General features: G+C 71.8%; 15 protein-coding genes. 11 read left to right on the top strand and 4 right to left on the bottom strand.

The window, feature by feature from the left end; translation table 11 throughout:
* Window positions 1-281 precede the first annotated feature (281 nt).
* From rpsA to ACFWVC_RS15645, 5 genes are all read left to right on the top strand, one after another.
* Complete coding sequence (rpsA, locus tag ACFWVC_RS15665; protein ID WP_384284827.1) at window positions 282-1,781, top strand: 30S ribosomal protein S1; 1,500 nt, start codon at window positions 282-284, stop codon at window positions 1,779-1,781.
* Between the two features lie 150 nt (window positions 1,782-1,931).
* Window positions 1,932-2,867, top strand: a complete 936-nt coding sequence (locus ACFWVC_RS15660; protein ID WP_384284823.1) for a PAC2 family protein — start codon at window positions 1,932-1,934, stop codon at window positions 2,865-2,867.
* 121 nt (window positions 2,868-2,988) lie between these two features.
* Window positions 2,989-3,591, top strand: a complete 603-nt coding sequence (coaE, locus tag ACFWVC_RS15655) for a dephospho-CoA kinase (RefSeq protein ID WP_384284820.1) — start codon at window positions 2,989-2,991, stop codon at window positions 3,589-3,591.
* 70 nt (window positions 3,592-3,661) lie between these two features.
* Window positions 3,662-4,588, top strand: coding sequence for a slipin family protein (locus ACFWVC_RS15650; RefSeq protein ID WP_384284817.1), 927 nt, complete (start codon window positions 3,662-3,664; stop codon window positions 4,586-4,588).
* A 98-nt stretch (window positions 4,589-4,686) separates the two neighbouring features.
* Window positions 4,687-5,055 (top strand): tetratricopeptide repeat protein, encoded by a 369-nt coding sequence (locus ACFWVC_RS15645; RefSeq protein ID WP_384284814.1) that lies wholly within the window; start codon window positions 4,687-4,689, stop codon window positions 5,053-5,055.
* An 83-nt stretch (window positions 5,056-5,138) separates the two neighbouring features.
* On the opposite strand, the gene ACFWVC_RS15640 is transcribed toward ACFWVC_RS15645, so the two are convergent.
* Together ACFWVC_RS15640 and ACFWVC_RS15635 are read right to left on the bottom strand one after the other, a co-directional pair.
* Window positions 5,139-5,972 carry an N-formylglutamate amidohydrolase gene (locus ACFWVC_RS15640; RefSeq protein ID WP_384284810.1) on the bottom strand — a complete coding sequence of 278 codons (834 nt, stop codon included), beginning with the start codon at window positions 5,970-5,972 and terminating at the stop codon, window positions 5,139-5,141.
* Window positions 5,973-6,018: 46 nt separating this feature from the next.
* Window positions 6,019-6,588 carry a methylated-DNA--[protein]-cysteine S-methyltransferase gene (locus tag ACFWVC_RS15635; RefSeq protein ID WP_384284807.1) on the bottom strand — a complete coding sequence of 190 codons (570 nt, stop codon included), beginning with the start codon at window positions 6,586-6,588 and terminating at the stop codon, window positions 6,019-6,021.
* Between the two features lie 174 nt (window positions 6,589-6,762).
* On the opposite strand from ACFWVC_RS15635, the gene ACFWVC_RS15630 reads away from it, so the two are divergent.
* On the top strand, window positions 6,763-7,701 hold the full coding sequence (locus tag ACFWVC_RS15630; protein ID WP_384284805.1) for a hypothetical protein: 939 nt from the start codon (window positions 6,763-6,765) through the stop codon (window positions 7,699-7,701).
* Window positions 7,702-7,835: 134 nt separating this feature from the next.
* Window positions 7,836-8,681: an MHYT domain-containing protein gene (locus ACFWVC_RS15625; protein WP_384284801.1), complete on the top strand. Its 846-nt coding sequence runs from the start codon at window positions 7,836-7,838 to the stop codon at window positions 8,679-8,681.
* On the opposite strand, the gene ACFWVC_RS15620 is transcribed toward ACFWVC_RS15625, so the two are convergent.
* A complete protein-coding gene (locus tag ACFWVC_RS15620) occupies window positions 8,628-9,686 on the bottom strand; it encodes a chitinase (protein ID WP_384284797.1) in 1,059 nt (352 codons plus the stop codon). The two genes, ACFWVC_RS15625 and ACFWVC_RS15620, sit on opposite strands and share 54 nt — an antisense overlap.
* Before the next feature lie 289 nt (window positions 9,687-9,975).
* On the opposite strand from ACFWVC_RS15620, the gene uvrB reads away from it, so the two are divergent.
* From uvrB to ACFWVC_RS15600, 4 genes are all read left to right on the top strand, one after another.
* The gene (gene uvrB / locus ACFWVC_RS15615; RefSeq protein WP_384284794.1) at window positions 9,976-12,072 is read left to right on the top strand and encodes an excinuclease ABC subunit UvrB; all 2,097 of its coding nucleotides are present in this window, start codon (window positions 9,976-9,978) and stop codon (window positions 12,070-12,072) included.
* Window positions 12,073-12,185: 113 nt separating this feature from the next.
* The gene (locus tag ACFWVC_RS15610) at window positions 12,186-12,764 is read left to right on the top strand and encodes a TerD family protein (RefSeq protein WP_384284791.1); all 579 of its coding nucleotides are present in this window, start codon (window positions 12,186-12,188) and stop codon (window positions 12,762-12,764) included.
* Window positions 12,765-12,814: 50 nt separating this feature from the next.
* Window positions 12,815-14,647, top strand: coding sequence for a TerD family protein (locus tag ACFWVC_RS15605; protein WP_384284789.1), 1,833 nt, complete (start codon window positions 12,815-12,817; stop codon window positions 14,645-14,647).
* A gap of 257 nt (window positions 14,648-14,904) precedes the next feature.
* Complete coding sequence (locus tag ACFWVC_RS15600; RefSeq protein WP_384284785.1) at window positions 14,905-15,894, top strand: TerC family protein; 990 nt, start codon at window positions 14,905-14,907, stop codon at window positions 15,892-15,894.
* Window positions 15,895-15,924: 30 nt separating this feature from the next.
* Here the strand turns inward: ACFWVC_RS15600 and ACFWVC_RS15595 are convergent, their stop codons facing one another.
* Entirely contained in the window at window positions 15,925-17,253 is a 1,329-nt protein-coding gene (locus ACFWVC_RS15595) for an MFS transporter (protein WP_384285073.1), read from the bottom strand.
* Window positions 17,254-17,390: the final 137 nt, after the last annotated feature.

Below are 17,390 nucleotides of genomic sequence, written 5' to 3'. Positions count from 1 at the left end.
TGGTGACGTGTGGCTGCGGTGTCGCCGCAGCACGTGTATGCGCCTGTGCCCGGTACGGGGTGTTCCGCCCGTGGTGTGCTCTTCGTGCATTGACCGTGCCCGGCTGCCCCCGTATGCTACAAGTTGCGCTGCGAGCCTGCGCGCCTCGGACGGAGCAGGCTGCGCTCACATCTGTTGTAAACCTCTCGGCCTTGTGGGCTGTCCGGAATCGGCAGGAGCGAAACGGGCTTACGGCGTAGCAGTACCTACGACTTCATGTCCGTACCGGAGCCCTTTTCCTAATGACGAGCAGCACCGAGGCCCAGGCCCCTCGCACCACCCCGCAGGTGGCGGTCAACGACATCGGTAACGAGGAAGCCTTCCTCGCCGCGATCGACGAGACGATCAAGTACTTCAACGACGGCGACATCGTCGACGGCGTCATCGTGAAGGTCGACCGGGACGAGGTCCTGCTCGACATCGGTTACAAGACCGAAGGCGTCATCCCCTCCCGGGAGCTGTCGATCAAGCACGACGTCGACCCCAACGAGGTCGTCGCCGTGGGCGATGAGATCGAGGCTCTTGTTCTCCAGAAGGAGGACAAGGAAGGCCGTCTCATCCTGTCCAAGAAGCGTGCTCAGTACGAGCGCGCCTGGGGCACGATCGAGAAGATCAAGGAAGAGGACGGGATCGTCACCGGTACCGTCATCGAGGTCGTCAAGGGTGGTCTCATCCTCGACATCGGCCTCCGCGGCTTCCTCCCCGCGTCGCTGGTCGAGATGCGCCGTGTCCGCGACCTCCAGCCGTACGTCGGCAAGGAGCTCGAGGCCAAGATCATCGAGCTGGACAAGAACCGCAACAACGTGGTCCTGTCCCGCCGTGCCTGGCTGGAGCAGACCCAGAGCGAGGTCCGCCAGACCTTCCTCACCACCCTCCAGAAGGGTCAGGTGCGCTCCGGCGTCGTCTCCTCCATCGTCAACTTCGGTGCCTTCGTGGACCTGGGTGGCGTGGACGGCCTCGTGCACGTGTCCGAGCTGTCCTGGAAGCACATCGACCACCCCTCCGAGGTCGTCGAGGTCGGCCAGGAGGTCACGGTCGAGGTCCTGGACGTCGACATGGACCGCGAGCGCGTCTCCCTGTCGCTGAAGGCGACCCAGGAAGACCCGTGGCAGCAGTTCGCCCGTACGCACCAGATCGGCCAGGTCGTCCCCGGCAAGGTCACCAAGCTGGTGCCGTTCGGTGCGTTCGTCCGGGTGGACGAGGGCATCGAGGGTCTGGTCCACATCTCCGAGCTGGCCGAGCGCCACGTGGAGATCCCGGAGCAGGTCGTCCAGGTCAACGACGAGATCTTCGTCAAGGTCATCGACATCGACCTCGAGCGCCGTCGCATCAGCCTCTCGCTGAAGCAGGCCAACGAGTCCTTCGGTGCCGACCCGGCCTCGGTCGAGTTCGACCCGACCCTGTACGGCATGGCCGCGTCCTACGACGACCAGGGCAACTACATCTACCCCGAGGGCTTCGACCCCGAGGCCAACGACTGGCTCGAGGGCTACGAGACCCAGCGCGAGGCGTGGGAGCACCAGTACGCCGAGGCGCAGTCCCGCTTCGAGCAGCACCAGGCCCAGGTCATCAAGTCCCGCGAGGCCGACGCCGAGGCTGCGGCCGAGGCCGGCCAGGCCGCTCCGGCGGCCGGCCCCGCCGGTGGCTCGTACTCCTCGGAGTCCAGCGACACCTCGGGCGCGCTCGCGTCGGACGAGGCGCTCGCCGCGCTCCGCGAGAAGCTGGCCGGCGGCCAGAGCTGATCGCAGGGGCTCCGGCCCCGGGTACGACGGAACGGCCCGTTCCCCTCTGGGGGGCGGGTCGTTCCGCGTTCCGGGGCGCCGCCGTGGGAATGCGGGGGGTGCGCCCTTCGTTGGACCAGAAGTTGATCAGGAACGAAAGAAGGGTGCGCGGTGCTGGATCCCCAGGGGCTGTACGCATACGAGCCGGGCGGGGCAGAGGCCGTCGACGAGGCGTTCGGCGAGACCGGGCCCGTGCTGCTGTACCACTTCGACGGCTACATCGACGCCGGTGAGACCGGCGCGCAGGTCGTCGAGGAACTGCTGGAGCGCCAGGAGCACCAGGTGGTGGCGCGTTTCGACGCCGACCGGCTGGTGGACTACCGCGCCCGGCGCCCGCTGATGACCTTCAAGCGCGACCGCTGGACGGACTACGACGCCCCGGAGATCGCCCTGCGCCTGGTGCGTGACAGCACGGGCGCACCCTTCCTGCTGCTGTCCGGGCAGGAGCCGGACGTGGAGTGGGAGCGGTTCGCCGCCGCGGTCGTGGAGGTCGTGGAGCGGCTGGGGGTGCGGCTGGCGTTCAACTTCCACGGCATCCCGATGGGTGTCCCGCACACCCGCCCGGTCGGGCTGACGCCGCACGGGAACCGGCTGGATCTGATTCCCGGTCACCGCAGTTGGTTCGACGAGGCGCAGGTGCCCGGCAGCGCGGAGTCGCTGATCGAGTTGCGGCTCGCGGAGTCCGGCCGTGATGTGCTGGGCGTGGCCGCCCATGTGCCGCACTACCTGGCCCGTTCCGGCTACCCGGACGCGGCGCTGGCCGTGGTGGAGACGCTGACGGCGGCGACGGGGCTGGTGCTGCCGCAGGTCGCGCACGCCCTGCGCACCGAGGCGCACACCGTCCGGGTGGAGATCGACCGCCAGGTCGAGGAGGGCGACGCGGAGTTGGTGTCGGTCGTCCGCGGGCTGGAGAACCAGTACGACGCGCTGGCCGGCGGCCAGACGCGGGACAATCTCATCGCCGAACCGGTGGATCTGCCGTCGGCGGACGACCTGGCGGCGGAGTTCGAGCGCTTCCTGGCCGATCGCGAGGACGACGGTTCCTGATTCGGATTCCTGATGCGGGATTCCTGATGCGCGGTCCTTGGTCCGGGGGCCCTGCCGGGGGTGCCTGGTCCGGCCGGTGACCCGGCTCGTCCGGGGCAGAGGGCACCGGTAGTCTCGCGCCATGGTCACTGTGGGGCTGACGGGCGGGATCGGGGCGGGCAAGAGCGAGGTGTCGCGGCTGCTGTCCTCGTACGGGGCGGTACTGATCGACGCCGATCGCATCGCGCGGGAGGTCGTGGAGCCGGGGACCCCCGGTCTCGCGGCGGTCGTCGCCGAGTTCGGCGAGGACGTGCTGGCCGCCGACGGGAGTCTGGACCGGCCCAGGCTCGGCGGCATCGTCTTCTCCGACCCCGAGCGGCTGCGCGCGCTCAACGCGATCGTCCATCCCTTGGTCCGGGAGCGCTCCGCCGCACTGGAGGCGGGCGCCGGTCCCGATGCCGTGGTCGTCAACGACGTGCCCCTGCTCGCGGAGAACAAGCTGGCCCCGCTGTACGACGTGGTCGTGGTCGTGGACGCCGCCCCGGGCACCCAACTGGACCGGCTGGTGCGGCTGCGCGGCATGACCGAGGAGGAGGCCCGGGCCCGTATGGCGGCCCAGGCCGAGCGCGGGGAACGGCTGGCGATCGCCGATGTGGTGATCGACAACGACGGTCCGCTGGAGGCGCTGGAGCCTCAGGTCCGGCGGCTGTGGGAGCAGTTGCGTCAAAATATTGCCAAGAGCTGATCCGGCACCCCCTTCGCCGGCGTCCGAAGAGCAGTAGCTTCACTGCACCTGTGGACAGAGGGGGATGGGGATGGAAGGCGTATCGGCCGTGCTCGCGGTGGTTGCCGTGGTGCTGGTCCTGGTGGGGCTGAAGAGCAGTTTCCGCGTGATCAAGCAGTACGAGCGCGGTGTGGTCTACCGCCTGGGGCGGGTACGGGCGGCGGCCAAGCAGCCGGGGCCGCGGATGCTCGTGCCGCTCGTCGACCGCATGACCAAGGTCAACATGCAGGTGGTCACGATGCCGGTGCCCTCGCAGGAGGGCATCACGAGGGACAACGTCTCGGTCCGGGTGGACGCGGTGCTGTACTTCCGTGTCGTCGACCCGGTCAAGGCCACGGTGCATGTGCAGAACTATCAGTTCGCCATGCTGCAGGTCGCGCAGACCTCGCTGCGATCGGTGATCGGCAAGAGCGAGCTGGACGATCTGCTGTCGGGCCGCGAGGCGATCCACGAGGGCCTGGAACTGCTCCTGGCCACGCCTGCCGTCGAGTGGGGCATCCACATCGACCGGGTGGAGATCAAGGACGTGGCGCTGCCGGAGTCGATGAAGCGGTCCATGGCCCGGCAGGCCGAGGCCGACCGGGAGCGGCGGGCCCGCATCATCACCGCCGACGGTGAACTGCAGGCCTCGGAGAAGCTCGCGCAGGCGGCTCTGGCGATGGACCAGACGCCGGCCGCGATGCAGCTGCGTCTGCTGCAGACGGTCGTCGAGGTGGCGGCGGAGAAGAACTCCACGCTGGTCATGCCTTTCCCCGTGGAGATGCTGCGCTTCTTCGAGCGCGCGTCCGGCGCGGACCGGCGGGAGCCGCAGACCCCTGCCGCACCGGCCGTGGAGACGGTGGAGGCCGTGGGCGTCGTCGAGCCCGGCGCGGGAGACCCGGCGGCACTGGAGGTGCCGCGGGGACCGGTGAAGCCGGCGGCGCTGGAGGAGGGCCGGCCGTCCGCGGAGGAGGCGTGACGTCCGCAGGGGGCGCACCGGATCCTGTGGGGAATGCATATGCGGGTGGTGGTGTTGGGTAGTTGTGACCCATTGAATGCCCGGGGAAGGAGGCGGCTGTGCCCGAGCAGAGCCCCGAGAACCACGTGATCGACTTCCGCGCGGCGGAGAAGCTCCTCGAGGCCCGGGATGCCCGCGGAGCGGTGAAGCTGCTGGACTCGGTCATCGCCGTGCACCCGGAGAACACCGCCGCCCGTCTGCTGAGGGCGCGGGCGTTCTTCCTGTCCGCGCAGCTGCGCCCGGCCGAGCTGGAGTTCCAGGTGGTCCTGGAGCGCGAGCCGGACAACGCGTACGCGCACTTCGCGCTCGGCCGCACCCTGGAGCGGTCCGGTCGTGACGGGGAGGCGCGGCGGCACTTCCGGCTCGCCGCGGCGCTCGACCCCAAGCCGGACTATCTGCAGGCCGCCCGGTTCCCCGACTCCGCCTGAGCGGAGCGGGGGCCGCCGCCGTGCGGCACGCACGACGCGACGCCGCAGCCTCCAGGGGTCGTAAGGGTTCACCGGACGCGGCGTCAGCCGACGGGGGCCGCCTCGATGATGCCTATCAGCGCGGCCAGTGCGCCCGCGACCCGGTCGAGGCCCGAGTGGGGGGCGCCGCCCGGCTCGTCCATGTAGACGTCCCGCCGGATCTCGACCATCAGCGCGGACACCTTGGGCGTCGTCCGGTAGTGCTTCAACGGCACATAGGCGCCGGAGAACGGCGAGTCCAGCCCGACCTCGCCACAGCCGGCGAAGGCCTCGCGCGCCGCTGCCGACAGCCACGGCGGGGTGTGGAACGCATCGGTGCCCAGGCACACCGGGGGCCTGGGTCCGTCGCCGTGCAGTTCGTAGGGCAGCGGCACGCTCGGGTAGGAGTGCACGTCGATGACGACCACCCGGCCCGCGGCCTCCAGCCGGTCCTGCACGGCGTCGGTCATCGCCGCGGCGTAGGGGTGGAAGTAGGCGTCCAGCAGCGCGCGTTCGTGCTCGGCGTCGTCCTCGCGCAGAGGTGTCAGACGCGAGGTGCGGGTGTAGACGGCGCCCATGCCGACGGCGCGCATCTCCTCGCGTTCGTCCGGGAACCGCTCGGGGTCGACGACCAGCCGCGACAGCCCGTTGACGAAGCGCCAGGCGCCCGTCCCGGCGGCGGCCCGCTCGGCCAGGAGCGCGGTGTGGGAGTCCGTCATGCGGTCCAGTTCGGCGTTCAGCCGGGCGTCGTCGAGCAGGATCCGCTCGCGGACCGGCGCCGGCACCGCCCGCGCGCTGTGCGGCACATGCAGCAGCACCGGCGAGCCGGGCGCGCCCTCCGCCAGGCGGAAGGGCGTCGGCCCCTCCCCGTCGTACGCGTCCATGCCGTAGGCGTCCATGGTGTCGTCCCCCTCCTCCCGGGTCGGCCGTGCCTGTGCGCGGCCGTCAGAACAGCGGCTCGGGCAGGACGCCCTCCCTCGCCAGCAACGAGCGCTTGATGTCCAGCATGCGCAGGCCGCCGCCGAAGCCCCCGATGCCCCCGTCGCTCTCCAGCACGCGATGGCAGGGGACGACCGGCAGCGGGTTGGAGCCCATGGCCACCCCGACCGCCCGCGCCGCGCCGGGCTCACCGACGCGGTTCGCCAGATCCTGGTAGCCGACGACGCTGCCGAACGGCACGCCCCCCGCCAGCTCGCGCAGCACCCTGCGGTTGAAGCCGGCGCTCAGCGACCAGTCCAGTTCGAGGGTGAACTCCCGCAAGTCGCCGCGGAAGTAGGCGTCGACCTGCGTGACGGCCTCGCGCAGCCGGTCGCCCGCAGGGCCGCCGGGCAGATGCTCGGGCGTGGCGCCGAGCCGGGAGGCGAGCCGCTCCAGGGCGGCGCCGGTGGTCGCCTCGTCGGCCCGGAAGACGACGTGGACCAGGCCCTTCTCGGTGGCGGCCAGCAGCAGGGGGCCGACCGCGGTGTCCGCCACCGTCCAGGCCACCGCGCGGGTCGGGGTCTCGGGATTCGTCACGCGCACCAGCCTAGGCGGGGGCACCGACAACGGGCCGCGGTGCGTCCTGCGGCCGCCTTGCCGGCGGCACGCGGTCGGCAACACCGCGCCGCGCGGCCACTCGCGCGGGTGGCGGTTCTCGACAGCTGTGTCACAGGAGGTAGTCGAGTGACCACGGTGGGGGATGGGGCTCGCATGGCGCGAAACGACTACTCCGCGGCCCTGCGCAAACTCGCCCGGGAGCAGGACCGGGTGGCCACCGTCGCCCAGCTCGCCGAAGCCGGAGTGCCGCAGCGCCTGGTGCGCGAGCGCTGCCGTCCCGGCGGCCGGTGGCAGCGGCCGCTGCCCCGGGTCGCCGTGCTGCACGCGGGTCCGCTCAGCGCCGCCCAGCGGTGCCGGGCGGCCCTGGCGTTCGCCGGGCACCCGCTGACCCGGGCCATGATCACCGGCGCGGTCGCGCTGCGGCTGCACGGCGTCGCCGCCGCCGCGCTCCCGCCGGGGCTGCCGGTGGTCGACGTCCTCGTGCCCAGTGACCGGCGTATCCGCACCCACACCTGGGTGCGGGTCCATCACGCCCGTGCCCTGCCGCCGCCCGATCTGGTGGACGGTGTGCCCGTGGCCCCGGTGGTGCGGGCCGCCGCCGACGCGCTGCGGGAGTCGATCGACCCCGAGTGGGCCCGGGACGTCGTACAGGAGCTGGTCATGGTGATGGGTGTGCCGGCCGGCATAGTCGCCGCCGAGCTGGGCGAGGCGGTGCTCGGCCGTCGCCCGGCCGTGGCCGCCCTCCTGCAGTCCCTCGCGGCCGAGACCCGGCCGCCCGCCACCGCCCCCCTGGCGCGTGCCCTGGTGGCGAGATCGGGCTTGCGGCAGCCGCTGTGGCGTCCCACACTGCACCTCGACGGCGCGTTCCTCGGCTCCCCGGATGCCTATTGGGCACGCGACGGGCTCGTGCTGGACCTCGGCCCCGGCGGGGGGCGCGCGCGGTGGGAGGCGCTGGGCCTGCGGGTGCTTCGGGTCGCCCCGGCCGCCCTGGCCCGTGCCCCGGGCGAGGTGGTCGCCGCCCTGCGGGCCGCGCTGGAGGGCGGTCCCTACGGGCAGCTGGAGCGGATCACGGCGCTTCCGGGAGTGATGTGACGCGGGCCGGGTGACGCGGGGGTTTCCGCGCGATGAAGTCGGCGTGAGGTGGCCGCGCGCGCACCACCGGTGACCTAGCGTGTGTGCCGCGCGGGGGCGGAACGGCGGGGGCCGACGGGCAAGGGGAGGGTGCCGTGGGCGGCACGTACGGATTGGTCGACGGATTCAGCTACGGATGGGCCACCCCGGTGGCGGGCTACTTGATGGCCTGTCTGGGGGCCGGCCTCGGGCTGCGTTGCATCACGCGTGCGCTGGCGATGGACCCGGCGAGGCGCGTCGGCTGGCTCGCGCTCGGCGCCGCGGCCATCGGCTCGGGCATCTGGACGATGCACTTCATCGGGATGATGGGCTTCAGCGTCGGCGGGGTGCCCATCTCCTACGACATGGCGACGACGGTCGCGAGCCTCCTGGTGGCCGTGCTCGTCGTCGGCATCGGGGTCTTCGCCGTCGGCTATCTGGGGCGCACCGTGCCGGCCGTCCTGGCCGGCGGCGTCGTCATGGGCCTCGGGATAGCCGGCATGCACTACTTGGGCATGCGGGGCATGCGGCTCCACGCCGATCTGGTGTACTCCACGCCGACCGTGGCCTTGGCCGTCGGGGTCGCGGTGTTCGCCGCGACGATCGCCCTGTGGTGCGCGGTGGCGGTCCGCGGCCTGTACGGGGGCCTCGGGGCGAGCCTGATCCTGGGCCTCGCCATGAGCTGCATGCACTACATCGGCATGGCGTCGGTGACGGTGCACCTGCTCAACGGCGTCCGGGAGGGGACGGGTGGGGCCGGTCCCGCCGCCGCGCTCGCGCCGATCCTGATCGGGCCCGTGGTGTTCCTCCTCCTCGCGGGTGTGGTCGTGGCTCTGGACCCGCCCGCCCCCGCTCCGTACACCCCCGATCGGTTCACCGAGGAAGGGCCGGTCCGCGCGGGCCGTGCCTCACGCGCCGCCCACGCTTCCCGAGTGGGCGAGCGCCCGGGCGAACGCCATTGAGCGCTGCCCGACTCCACTGCAGCGGTTGGAGACCGCCTCCATGGTGCCGCCGTCCGCCGCGACCGCGCACCCGCGGTCGCGGTCGGCGGACCACATCGACAGCCCGCCCAGCCCCTTCTCCCTGGCGAACGCCGCCAGTTGGGCGGCGTCCCGGAGGGTGAACACCTCGCCCTCGATGTCGTTGACGCCGATCATCGGGGTCACCTCCAGCGCTCGCCAGGCGTCCGCGTCCGACAGTCCCAGCAGGGCCTTGACGCGCGCCTGGGCGGCGGTGGCCGCGCGTGTCGCGTACGTTCCCATGTCGCCGGTGTACGTGGGCCCGTAGTCCATCGCCATGATGTTGACGGCGCCGACCTCCACACCCTCGCGCACGGCGGAGGCCACCACCGACTCGGCGCCGTCGGCGAGGCCCGACGGCATGGCGGGCAGCGTGAAGGAGACGGTGAGGGAACGGCCGGCGGCCTTTGCCTCCCGTTGCAGGCGGGCCACGGCGCGTGCCCGGCGCGTGGTGGCGGACGCGTCGGACAGGGCCTTGCCCTCGATGTCGAAGTCCACCCGGGTCAGGCCGTAACGGTCGATCACCGAGGCGTAGGCGGCGGCCAGTTCCCCGGTGCTGCCGCAGGCGCTCGCCAGTTCGGTGCCGTCCGCGCCGCCGAAGGACACCCGCAGGGTGCCGCCCGCGGCGCGCAGGGCGGCGATGCGTGCCGCCAGGGGGCCGTGGTCGATTCCGTCGCGGCCGTCCCAGGCGGGCGTGCATCCGCCGCGCGCGGTGACGAAGCCGAGTGTGAAACCGTCCACGCCGCTGTGCCGGACGGCCGCCGCCATGTCGTACACCGACGTCTGGGACGCGTCCACGTACGGCAGGAAGGTCACGTGCGTCGTCCTGCCGTGGGACGCCGCGCCTTCGGTTCTCTTCGGCGCCGTGCCCCTGAGGAGGTGAGTGGCCCCGGCGGCCAGGGCGGCCGCGACAAGGCCGGTCATCAGGAGTGTCGTACGGCGCTTCATGCCGGAGAGGCTATCGGCGCCGTGCAATTGCGTCGGACCTTTCCGGGAGCATGTGCGAAATCCCCACGACTCCTCTTTTTTGATCGCTCTCGAATGGATTCAGGTGATTCACTGGCGGAAATTGAAAGTCAGATTCCGGACCCGGTATTCCGCCGGCGCGGCGCGCACGCGCTGAGGCTCCGTACCCGGGTACCGGCACCGGGTTCCGCCACCGGCACGGCTCGGGCGCCGGGCCCCTTCCACCACCGGCGCGGGCCCGGTTGTCAGTGGGGGGTCGTACGGTGGACCCATGCGGCCCGTATCAGACATCGAACGCAGTGTGGCGCCCTTCGAGGTCGTCAGCCCCTTCCAGCCCAGCGGCGACCAGCCGACGGCCATCGACGACCTCGAGCGGCGTGTCCGCGCCGGTCAGAACGACATCGTCCTGCTCGGCGCCACCGGCACCGGAAAGTCGGCCACCACCGCCTGGATGATCGAGCGGCTGCAGCGTCCGACCCTGGTCATGGCGCCCAACAAGACCCTGGCCGCCCAGCTCGCGAACGAATTCCGCGAGCTGCTGCCGAACAATGCGGTCGAGTACTTCGTGTCGTATTACGACTACTACCAGCCCGAGGCGTACGTCCCGCAGACGGACACCTACATCGAGAAGGACTCCTCCATCAACGAGGAGGTCGAGCGGCTGCGCCACTCGGCCACCAATTCCCTGCTGACCCGCAGGGACGTGATCGTGGTCGCCTCGGTGTCCTGCATCTACGGCCTCGGCACGCCCCAGGAGTACATCGACCGCATGGTCCGCCTCAAGGTCGGCCAGGAGATCGACCGCGACGCGCTGCTGCGCAAGTTCGTCGACATCCAGTACGCGCGCAACGACGTGGCGTTCACCCGCGGCACCTTCCGCGTGCGCGGCGACACCATCGAGATCTTCCCGGTCTACGAGGAGCTCGCCGTCCGCATCGAGATGTTCGGCGACGAGATCGAGGCCTTGTACACGCTGCACCCGCTCACCGGCGAGATCATCACCGAGGACGAGCAGATGTACGTCTTCCCTGCCACCCACTACGTCGCCGGCCCCGAGCGCATGGAGCGGGCCATCGCCGGGATCGAGAAGGAACTCGGCGAGCAACTGGCGGTCATGGAGCGGCAGGGCAAGCTGCTGGAGGCCCAGCGGCTGCGGATGCGCACCACGTACGACATCGAGATGATGCGGCAGATCGGCACCTGCTCCGGCATCGAGAACTACTCGCGGCACATCGACGGCCGCGAGACGGGCTCCGCACCCGACACCCTCATCGACTACTTCCCCGAGGACTTCCTCCTCGTCATCGACGAGTCGCACGTCACCGTGCCGCAGATCGGCGCCATGTACGAGGGCGACGCCTCCCGCAAGCGCACCCTGGTCGACCACGGCTTCCGGCTGCCCTCCGCGCTCGACAACCGCCCGCTGAAGTGGGAGGAGTTCCTGGGACGCGTCGGCCAGACCGTCTACCTGTCGGCCACCCCGGGCCCTTACGAGCTGTCCCGCGGCGACGGCGTGGTCGAGCAGATCATCCGTCCGACCGGCCTGGTCGACCCCGAGGTGATCGTCAAGCCGACCAAGGGGCAGATCGACGACCTGGTGCACGAGATCCGGCTGCGCGCCGAACGCGACGAGCGTGTCCTGGTCACCACCCTCACCAAGAAGATGTCCGAGGACCTCACCGACTACATGCTGGAACTCGGCATCCAGGTCCGCTATCTGCACAGCGACATCGACACCCTGCGCCGCGTGGAGCTCCTGCGCGAGCTGCGCGCGGGCGAGTACGACGTCCTGGTCGGCATCAACCTGCTCCGCGAGGGCCTGGACCTGCCCGAGGTGTCGCTGGTGGCGATCCTCGACGCCGACAAGGAGGGCTTCCTGCGGTCGGGCACCTCGCTGATCCAGACCATCGGCCGCGCGGCGCGCAACGTCTCCGGCCAGGTGCACATGTACGCCGACAAGATCACCCCGGCCATGGAGAAGGCCATCGACGAGACCAACCGGCGCCGGGCCAAGCAGATCGCGTACAACGAGGAGCGGGGCATCGACCCGCAGCCGCTGCGCAAGAAGATCGCCGGCATCATGGACTCCTTCGCCCGCGAGGACGCCGACACCGAGGAGCTGCTGGGCTCCGGCCGTCAGCGCTCGCGCGGCAAGGCGCCCGTTCCGGGGCTGTCCGGCAAGGCGGGCGGCAAGCGTGCCGACAAGAGCCTGCCGGCCGCCGAATTGGCCGAGCTCATCGGCGAGCTGACCGACCAGATGCACACGGCCGCCGCGGACCTGCAGTTCGAGGTCGCGGCCCGACTGCGCGACGAGGTGGGCGAGTTGAAGAAGGAACTGCGGCAGATGCGGGAGGCGGGTGTGGCCTGACGCCGGTCCCCGTCGCGCACCGCGGTTGCCGAACCGCGGTGCGCCGAGCGCGCGTCTACCCATAGGGTGCGGAGCAACCGCACGTCGGCAAACTGGGTGAGAGGGGACAGCGCGTGACGGTCAACATGACCAAGGGTCAGAAGATCAGCCTGCAGAAGACGGACGGGGGGACCCTCACGTCGGTGCGCATGGGGCTCGGCTGGCAGGCGGCCCCGCGTCGTGGCCTGTTCGGCTCCCGTACCCGGGAGATCGACCTCGACGCATCCGCCGTGCTCTTCGCCGACAAGCAGCCCGTGGACGTGGTGTTCTTCCGGCACCTCGTCAGCGACGACGGCTCGGTCCGGCACACCGGCGACAACCTGGTCGGCGGCGCCGGCCAGGGCGGCGACGACGAGTCCATCCTGGTCGACCTGGCACGGGTGCCCGTGCACGTGGACCAGATCATCTTCACGGTCAACTCCTTCACCGGACAGACCTTCCAAGAGGTGCAGAACGCCTTCTGCCGGCTGGTCGACGAGACCAACGGGCAGGAGCTGGCCCGCTACACCCTGACCGGGGGCGGCTCCTACACCGCGCAGATCATGGCGAAGGTGCAGCGCAGCGGCACGGCCTGGTCGATGACCGCCATCGGCACCCCGGCCAACGGCCGCACCTTCCAGGACCTCATCCCGGCGATCCTGCCGGCGCTCTAGGCAGGCAGCACAGGCAGGACAAGCAGGACAGGCACGAGGGGGGCGCGGGCATGACCGCCGAACTGGTCCACGGACAGAACCATCCGCTCCCCGGCACCCGGGTCGAGATCCGGGTGTCGGCGGGCACGGCGGTGGTGCCCGGCGCCACCCTCGGCGACGGGCAGGGCAGGGTGAGCGGGCCCGAGGCGGTCGCCCTTTCCGGCTCCGGCACACTGCCGGGCATCGAGGTGCCGTCCCGCCCGGCCGCCGAGCACCGCCTCACCGCCGACCTGGACGCGGTCCCGGCCGCCGTGGAGCGGGTGCAGATCCTGCTCGCGCTGCCCGCCGTCCCCGGCGCGCCGACCCGGTTCGGGGCCTGTCCCGCGCCCCATCTCGCGCTCGTCGCCCCCGGCGGCGCCGAGATCGCGAGCTTCACCGTCACCGGGCTCGGCAGCGAGTCCGCCATCGTCGCCCTGGAGCTGTACCGCCGCCAGGGCGCCTGGAAGGTGCGCGCGCTCGGCCAGGGCTACGCGGGCGGGCTGTCCGAACTCCTCCGCGACCAGGGACTCACGACAGCTGACGCGGACCGTCTGGCCGCCGTCCCGACCGGACCGGTGGCCCCCGCCGTGGCAGCCGTACCGTCCGTGCCGTCGCAGTCCCAGGACCGTGTCCCGCCCCGGGACCGTGTCCCCCCTCGGGAACGGCCCGTGCCGGACGCCACCGCCGCCCGGCACGCCACGACGAACACTCCGCCGGCTCCGGCAGCCCCTCCGACAGCCCCTCCGTCCGGTACGACGCCCCCGGCGCCCGTCGCGGGCGACGCCGCCGGCTGGACGATGGAGGAGCGCCTGTACAACCAGGTCTGGGGCATGTTCGAGGATCTGTCCCGCGCCATCGCCGCCTACCGCAGCGCCGTCGACTTCGCCGAGACCCGGCTCGACCAGGAGCTCGACTCCGTCCTCGCCGATCCGCGCACCCGCGTCGGCCCCGCCGCCGAGGCCGCCCGCGACCAGGCCCGGGCCCGCCAGGCCGAGCTGGTCGACCGGGCCCGCACCGTCCTGGACCGGGACCTGGCGCAGCTGGCCGCCGAGCGCGATGTGGTCGAGCCCGCCCTGCCGCCGCACTTCGCCGGCTGGGAGAGCCCGGTGTGGCACGGCTGGGCGGTGCCCGCCGAGCCCCCCATTGCGGTCCGGCTCGGCGACCTCCATCTGCCCGAGCGCCCCGAACTGCGCATCCCCATGCTGGTGCGGCTCCCCCTGGAGCGAGGGCTGTGGGTCGACAGCGGGCCGGAGCGCGGGCGAGCCGTGGACATGGCCGTGGCCCTCGCCGCCCGGCTGCTCGCCGCCCATCCGGCGGGGGAGTTCGCCGTCCATGTGGTGGACCCGGCCGGCTCGGCCGCCGGGGCGCTGGCCCCCTTCACCGACTCCGGCGCGCTGCGCGAACCGCCGGCCACCGGAGCCGCCGGGGTGGCCGCGCTGGTCGCCCGGCTGACGCAGCGCGTCGACCTGGTGCAGATGGCACTGGACGCGGGCGGCCCGGTGCAGCTGCCGCCCGGTCTCGACCCGGCCCGGCAGCTGCTGGTCGTCAACGACTTCCCGTACGGCTTCGACGACCGGACCATCACGCAGCTGCGCTACCTGGCCGACGAGGGGCCACAGGTCGGCGTCCACCTGCTGCTGGTCGCCGACCGTGAGGACGCCAGGGAGTACGGCCCCGTCCTGGATCCCCTGTGGCGCTCACTGCTGCGGCTGACCCCACTCCCCGACGACCATCTGGCCGACCCCTGGGTCGGCCACTCCTGGACGTACGAGCCTCTGCTGGCGCCGCCCGGCAGCCAGGTGGTGCCGCGGGTCCTGCGCCAGGTCGCGGCGGCACGGCGTACCTATGACCGGGGCCGCCGCTGAGCGGCCAGCCTGCCGGCCGGTCACCGGCACTGCCCCTTGACGTCCAGGTGATTGACCATCACTTTACCGTCTTTACCTTTCCTTGGGATTTCATGTACTGTTCTTTACGCGGAGGGGAGTACTCCTGACGCGGTGCACCCGTCAGCACGGGAAACAACAGCCCCGGGGCACCGGCCCGAGCGCCACGCGCCCGGGTGGAAGAGACCTCCGGCAGCGATCACGCTGACAATTGCCAGCCCATCTGCCGGAGGCATCGCATGGATGTGTCCTTGAACCTCTGGGTGCTGACCATCGCCGGTCTCAGCGCCCTCATCGCCATCGACTTCTTCATCGGCCGCAAGCCCCACGACGTGTCGATCAAGGAGGCGGGGATCTGGACCGTCGTCTGGATCACCCTGGCCGCTCTCTTCGGCCTCGGCCTCCTGCTCTTCGCCGGGGGGCAGCCCGCGGGCGAGTTCTTCGCGGGCTTCATCACCGAGAAGTCGCTGAGCGTCGACAACCTCTTCGTCTTCGTTCTGATCATGGCGAAGTTCTCGGTCCCCACCCAGTACCAGCAGCGCGTCCTGCTGGTCGGCGTGCTGATCGCGCTGGTGCTGCGGGCGGGCTTCATCGCCGCCGGCGCGGCGATCATCGCCAACTTCGCCTGGATCTTCTACATCTTCGGCGCCTTCCTCATCTGGACCGCCTGGAAGCTGATCCAGGAGGCCCGCGCCGGGGAGCAGGACGAGGAGTTCGAGGAGAACCGGCTGCTCAAGGCCGCCGAACGCCGCTTCGGTGTCGCCGACCGCTATCACGGCACCAAGCTGTTCATCCAGAAGAACGGCAAGCGGATCATGACCCCGATGCTCGTGGTCATGCTGGCGATCGGCACCACCGACGTCCTGTTCGCGCTGGACTCCATCCCCGCGATCTTCGGCCTCACCCAGGACCCGTACATCGTCTTCACCGCGAACGCGTTCGCGCTGATGGGCCTGCGGCAGCTGTACTTCCTCATCGGTGGCCTGCTGAGGAAGCTGGTGCACCTGTCCTACGGCCTGTCGGTCATCCTGGGCTTCATCGGCGTCAAGCTGGTGCTGCACGCGCTGCACGAGTCGGGTGTCCATGTGCCCGAGATCAGCATCCCGTTCTCCCTCGGCTTCATCGTCCTGGTCCTCGCCGTCACCACGGTGACGAGCCTGAGGACGTCGAGGAAGCAGACGGCGCTGGAGGACAGCCGCAGCGACGAGGAGCGGCACGTCGACGCCTGACGCACTCCGGGGCTCCGGCTCCGGCAGATCTCAGCCCGTGCGGGGTGTGTGGCCGACGGCCGCGCACCCCGTCGGCGTGTCGGTGCCCGCGGACTCCGGCGTCCTCGCGGCGGCGCGGCGCGGGTCCGGCAGCGCGGCGAAGCAGACCGTGCTGAGCAGCGCGACCGCCGCGACGTAGACCGCCACCGCCCAGGGCGCGCCACCGCCCTCTCCCGACAGCCGGGTCGCCGCGATCGGGGTCAGGGCGCCGCCCAGGATCCCGCCGAGGTTGTAGCCGAGCGAGGCTCCGGTGCAGCGCACCCGCGGCGGGTACAGCTCGGGCAGGTACGCCCCCAGCACCGCGAAGACCGTGATGAAGGCCAGCAACTGCGCGGCGGACCCCAGGACGAGCGCCGCCGGCGAGCCGGTGCCCAGCAGCCAGGCGTACGGGAAGACCACCACCCCCATCGCGGCGGTCCCGGCGAGTGCCAGTGGCCGCCGCCCGTACCGGTCCCCGAGCAGCCCCACCCAGGGCGTCGCCACGCCCTTGACCACGACGGCCGCCAGCACGCAGCCGAGCACCACGGTGCGGTCCATGCCGAGCCGCTCGGTGGCGTAGGCCAGCGACCACGTGGTCACGGTGTAGAAGACGGCGTAGCCGCACGCCATCGCACCCGCCGTGAGCAGCAGCAGCCGCCAGTGGCCGCGCAGCAGCTCCACCAGCGGCACCCGGGACAGCTCGCCCCGCTCCGCGGCCTCCGCGAACTGCGGGGTCTCCGGCAGGGCCGCCCGCAGCGCCAGTCCGGCCAGCGCCAGCGCCCCCGCCGCCCAGAACGGCACGCGCCACCCCCAGGAGCGGAACGCGGCGTCACTCAGTCCCGCAGACAGCGCCAGTACGATCCCGTTCGCCAGCACGAAGCCCACGGCCGGGCCGGTCTGCGGCAGGCTCGCCCACAGCCCCCGCCGCCGCGCCGGCGCGTGCTCCGCGGCCAGCAGCACCGCCCCGCCCCACTCGCCGCCGAGCCCGAGCCCCTGCAGGAAGCGCAGCGCCACCAGGATCACGGGCGCGGCCGCCCCGATCGCGTCATAGGAGGGCACCAGGCCGACGGCGGTCGTCGCGGCCCCGGTCAGCAGCAGCGAGCCCATCAGCACCGGCCGCCGTCCGAGGCGGTCGCCGATGTGGCCGAACAGCACCGAGCCGAGCGGCCGCGCGACGAAGCCCACCGCGAAGGTGCCGAAGGCGGCGAGCGTCCCGGCGACGGGGGAGAAGGCGGGGAAGAACAGCGGGCCCAGGACGAGGGCCGCCGCCGTGCCGTAGGCGAAGAAGTCGTAGAACTCGATCGCGGTCCCGGCCGCCGAGGCGGCGGCGATCCGGGTCATGGAGACGTCAGTGCGCACGCCGTTTCAACGACCCGGGTGCGCGGGCGTGGCGCCGCCGAAGCGGTGGGGCCACCCCCCCCCCCGCGGGCACCACCCCCGGTCGCGCCCAAAGGGGAGGTGGGGCCCCGCGGCGCCCC

The sequence above is a fragment of the Streptomyces sp. NPDC058691 genome, assembly GCF_042714775.1.
Classification (GTDB): domain Bacteria; phylum Actinomycetota; class Actinomycetes; order Streptomycetales; family Streptomycetaceae; genus Actinacidiphila.
Note: the sequence above shows the minus strand (reverse complement) of the source record. Positions and strands in the feature narration are given on the sequence as shown.

Coding starts and splice junctions, on each gene's coding strand:
- ACFWVC_RS15620 (WP_384284797.1), bottom strand. CDS start 9,686: ATGAAGCGCCGTACGACACTCCTGATGACCGGCCTTGTCGCGGCCGCC.
- ACFWVC_RS15595 (WP_384285073.1), bottom strand. CDS start 17,253: ATGACCCGGATCGCCGCCGCCTCGGCGGCCGGGACCGCGATCGAGTTC.
- ACFWVC_RS15630 (WP_384284805.1), top strand. CDS start 6,763: ATGGCGCGAAACGACTACTCCGCGGCCCTGCGCAAACTCGCCCGGGAG.
- rpsA (WP_384284827.1), top strand. CDS start 282: ATGACGAGCAGCACCGAGGCCCAGGCCCCTCGCACCACCCCGCAGGTG.
- uvrB (WP_384284794.1), top strand. CDS start 9,976: ATGCGGCCCGTATCAGACATCGAACGCAGTGTGGCGCCCTTCGAGGTC.
- coaE (WP_384284820.1), top strand. CDS start 2,989: ATGGTCACTGTGGGGCTGACGGGCGGGATCGGGGCGGGCAAGAGCGAG.
- ACFWVC_RS15600 (WP_384284785.1), top strand. CDS start 14,905: ATGGATGTGTCCTTGAACCTCTGGGTGCTGACCATCGCCGGTCTCAGC.
- ACFWVC_RS15650 (WP_384284817.1), top strand. CDS start 3,662: ATGGAAGGCGTATCGGCCGTGCTCGCGGTGGTTGCCGTGGTGCTGGTC.
- ACFWVC_RS15640 (WP_384284810.1), bottom strand. CDS start 5,972: ATGGACGCCTACGGCATGGACGCGTACGACGGGGAGGGGCCGACGCCC.
- ACFWVC_RS15605 (WP_384284789.1), top strand. CDS start 12,815: ATGACCGCCGAACTGGTCCACGGACAGAACCATCCGCTCCCCGGCACC.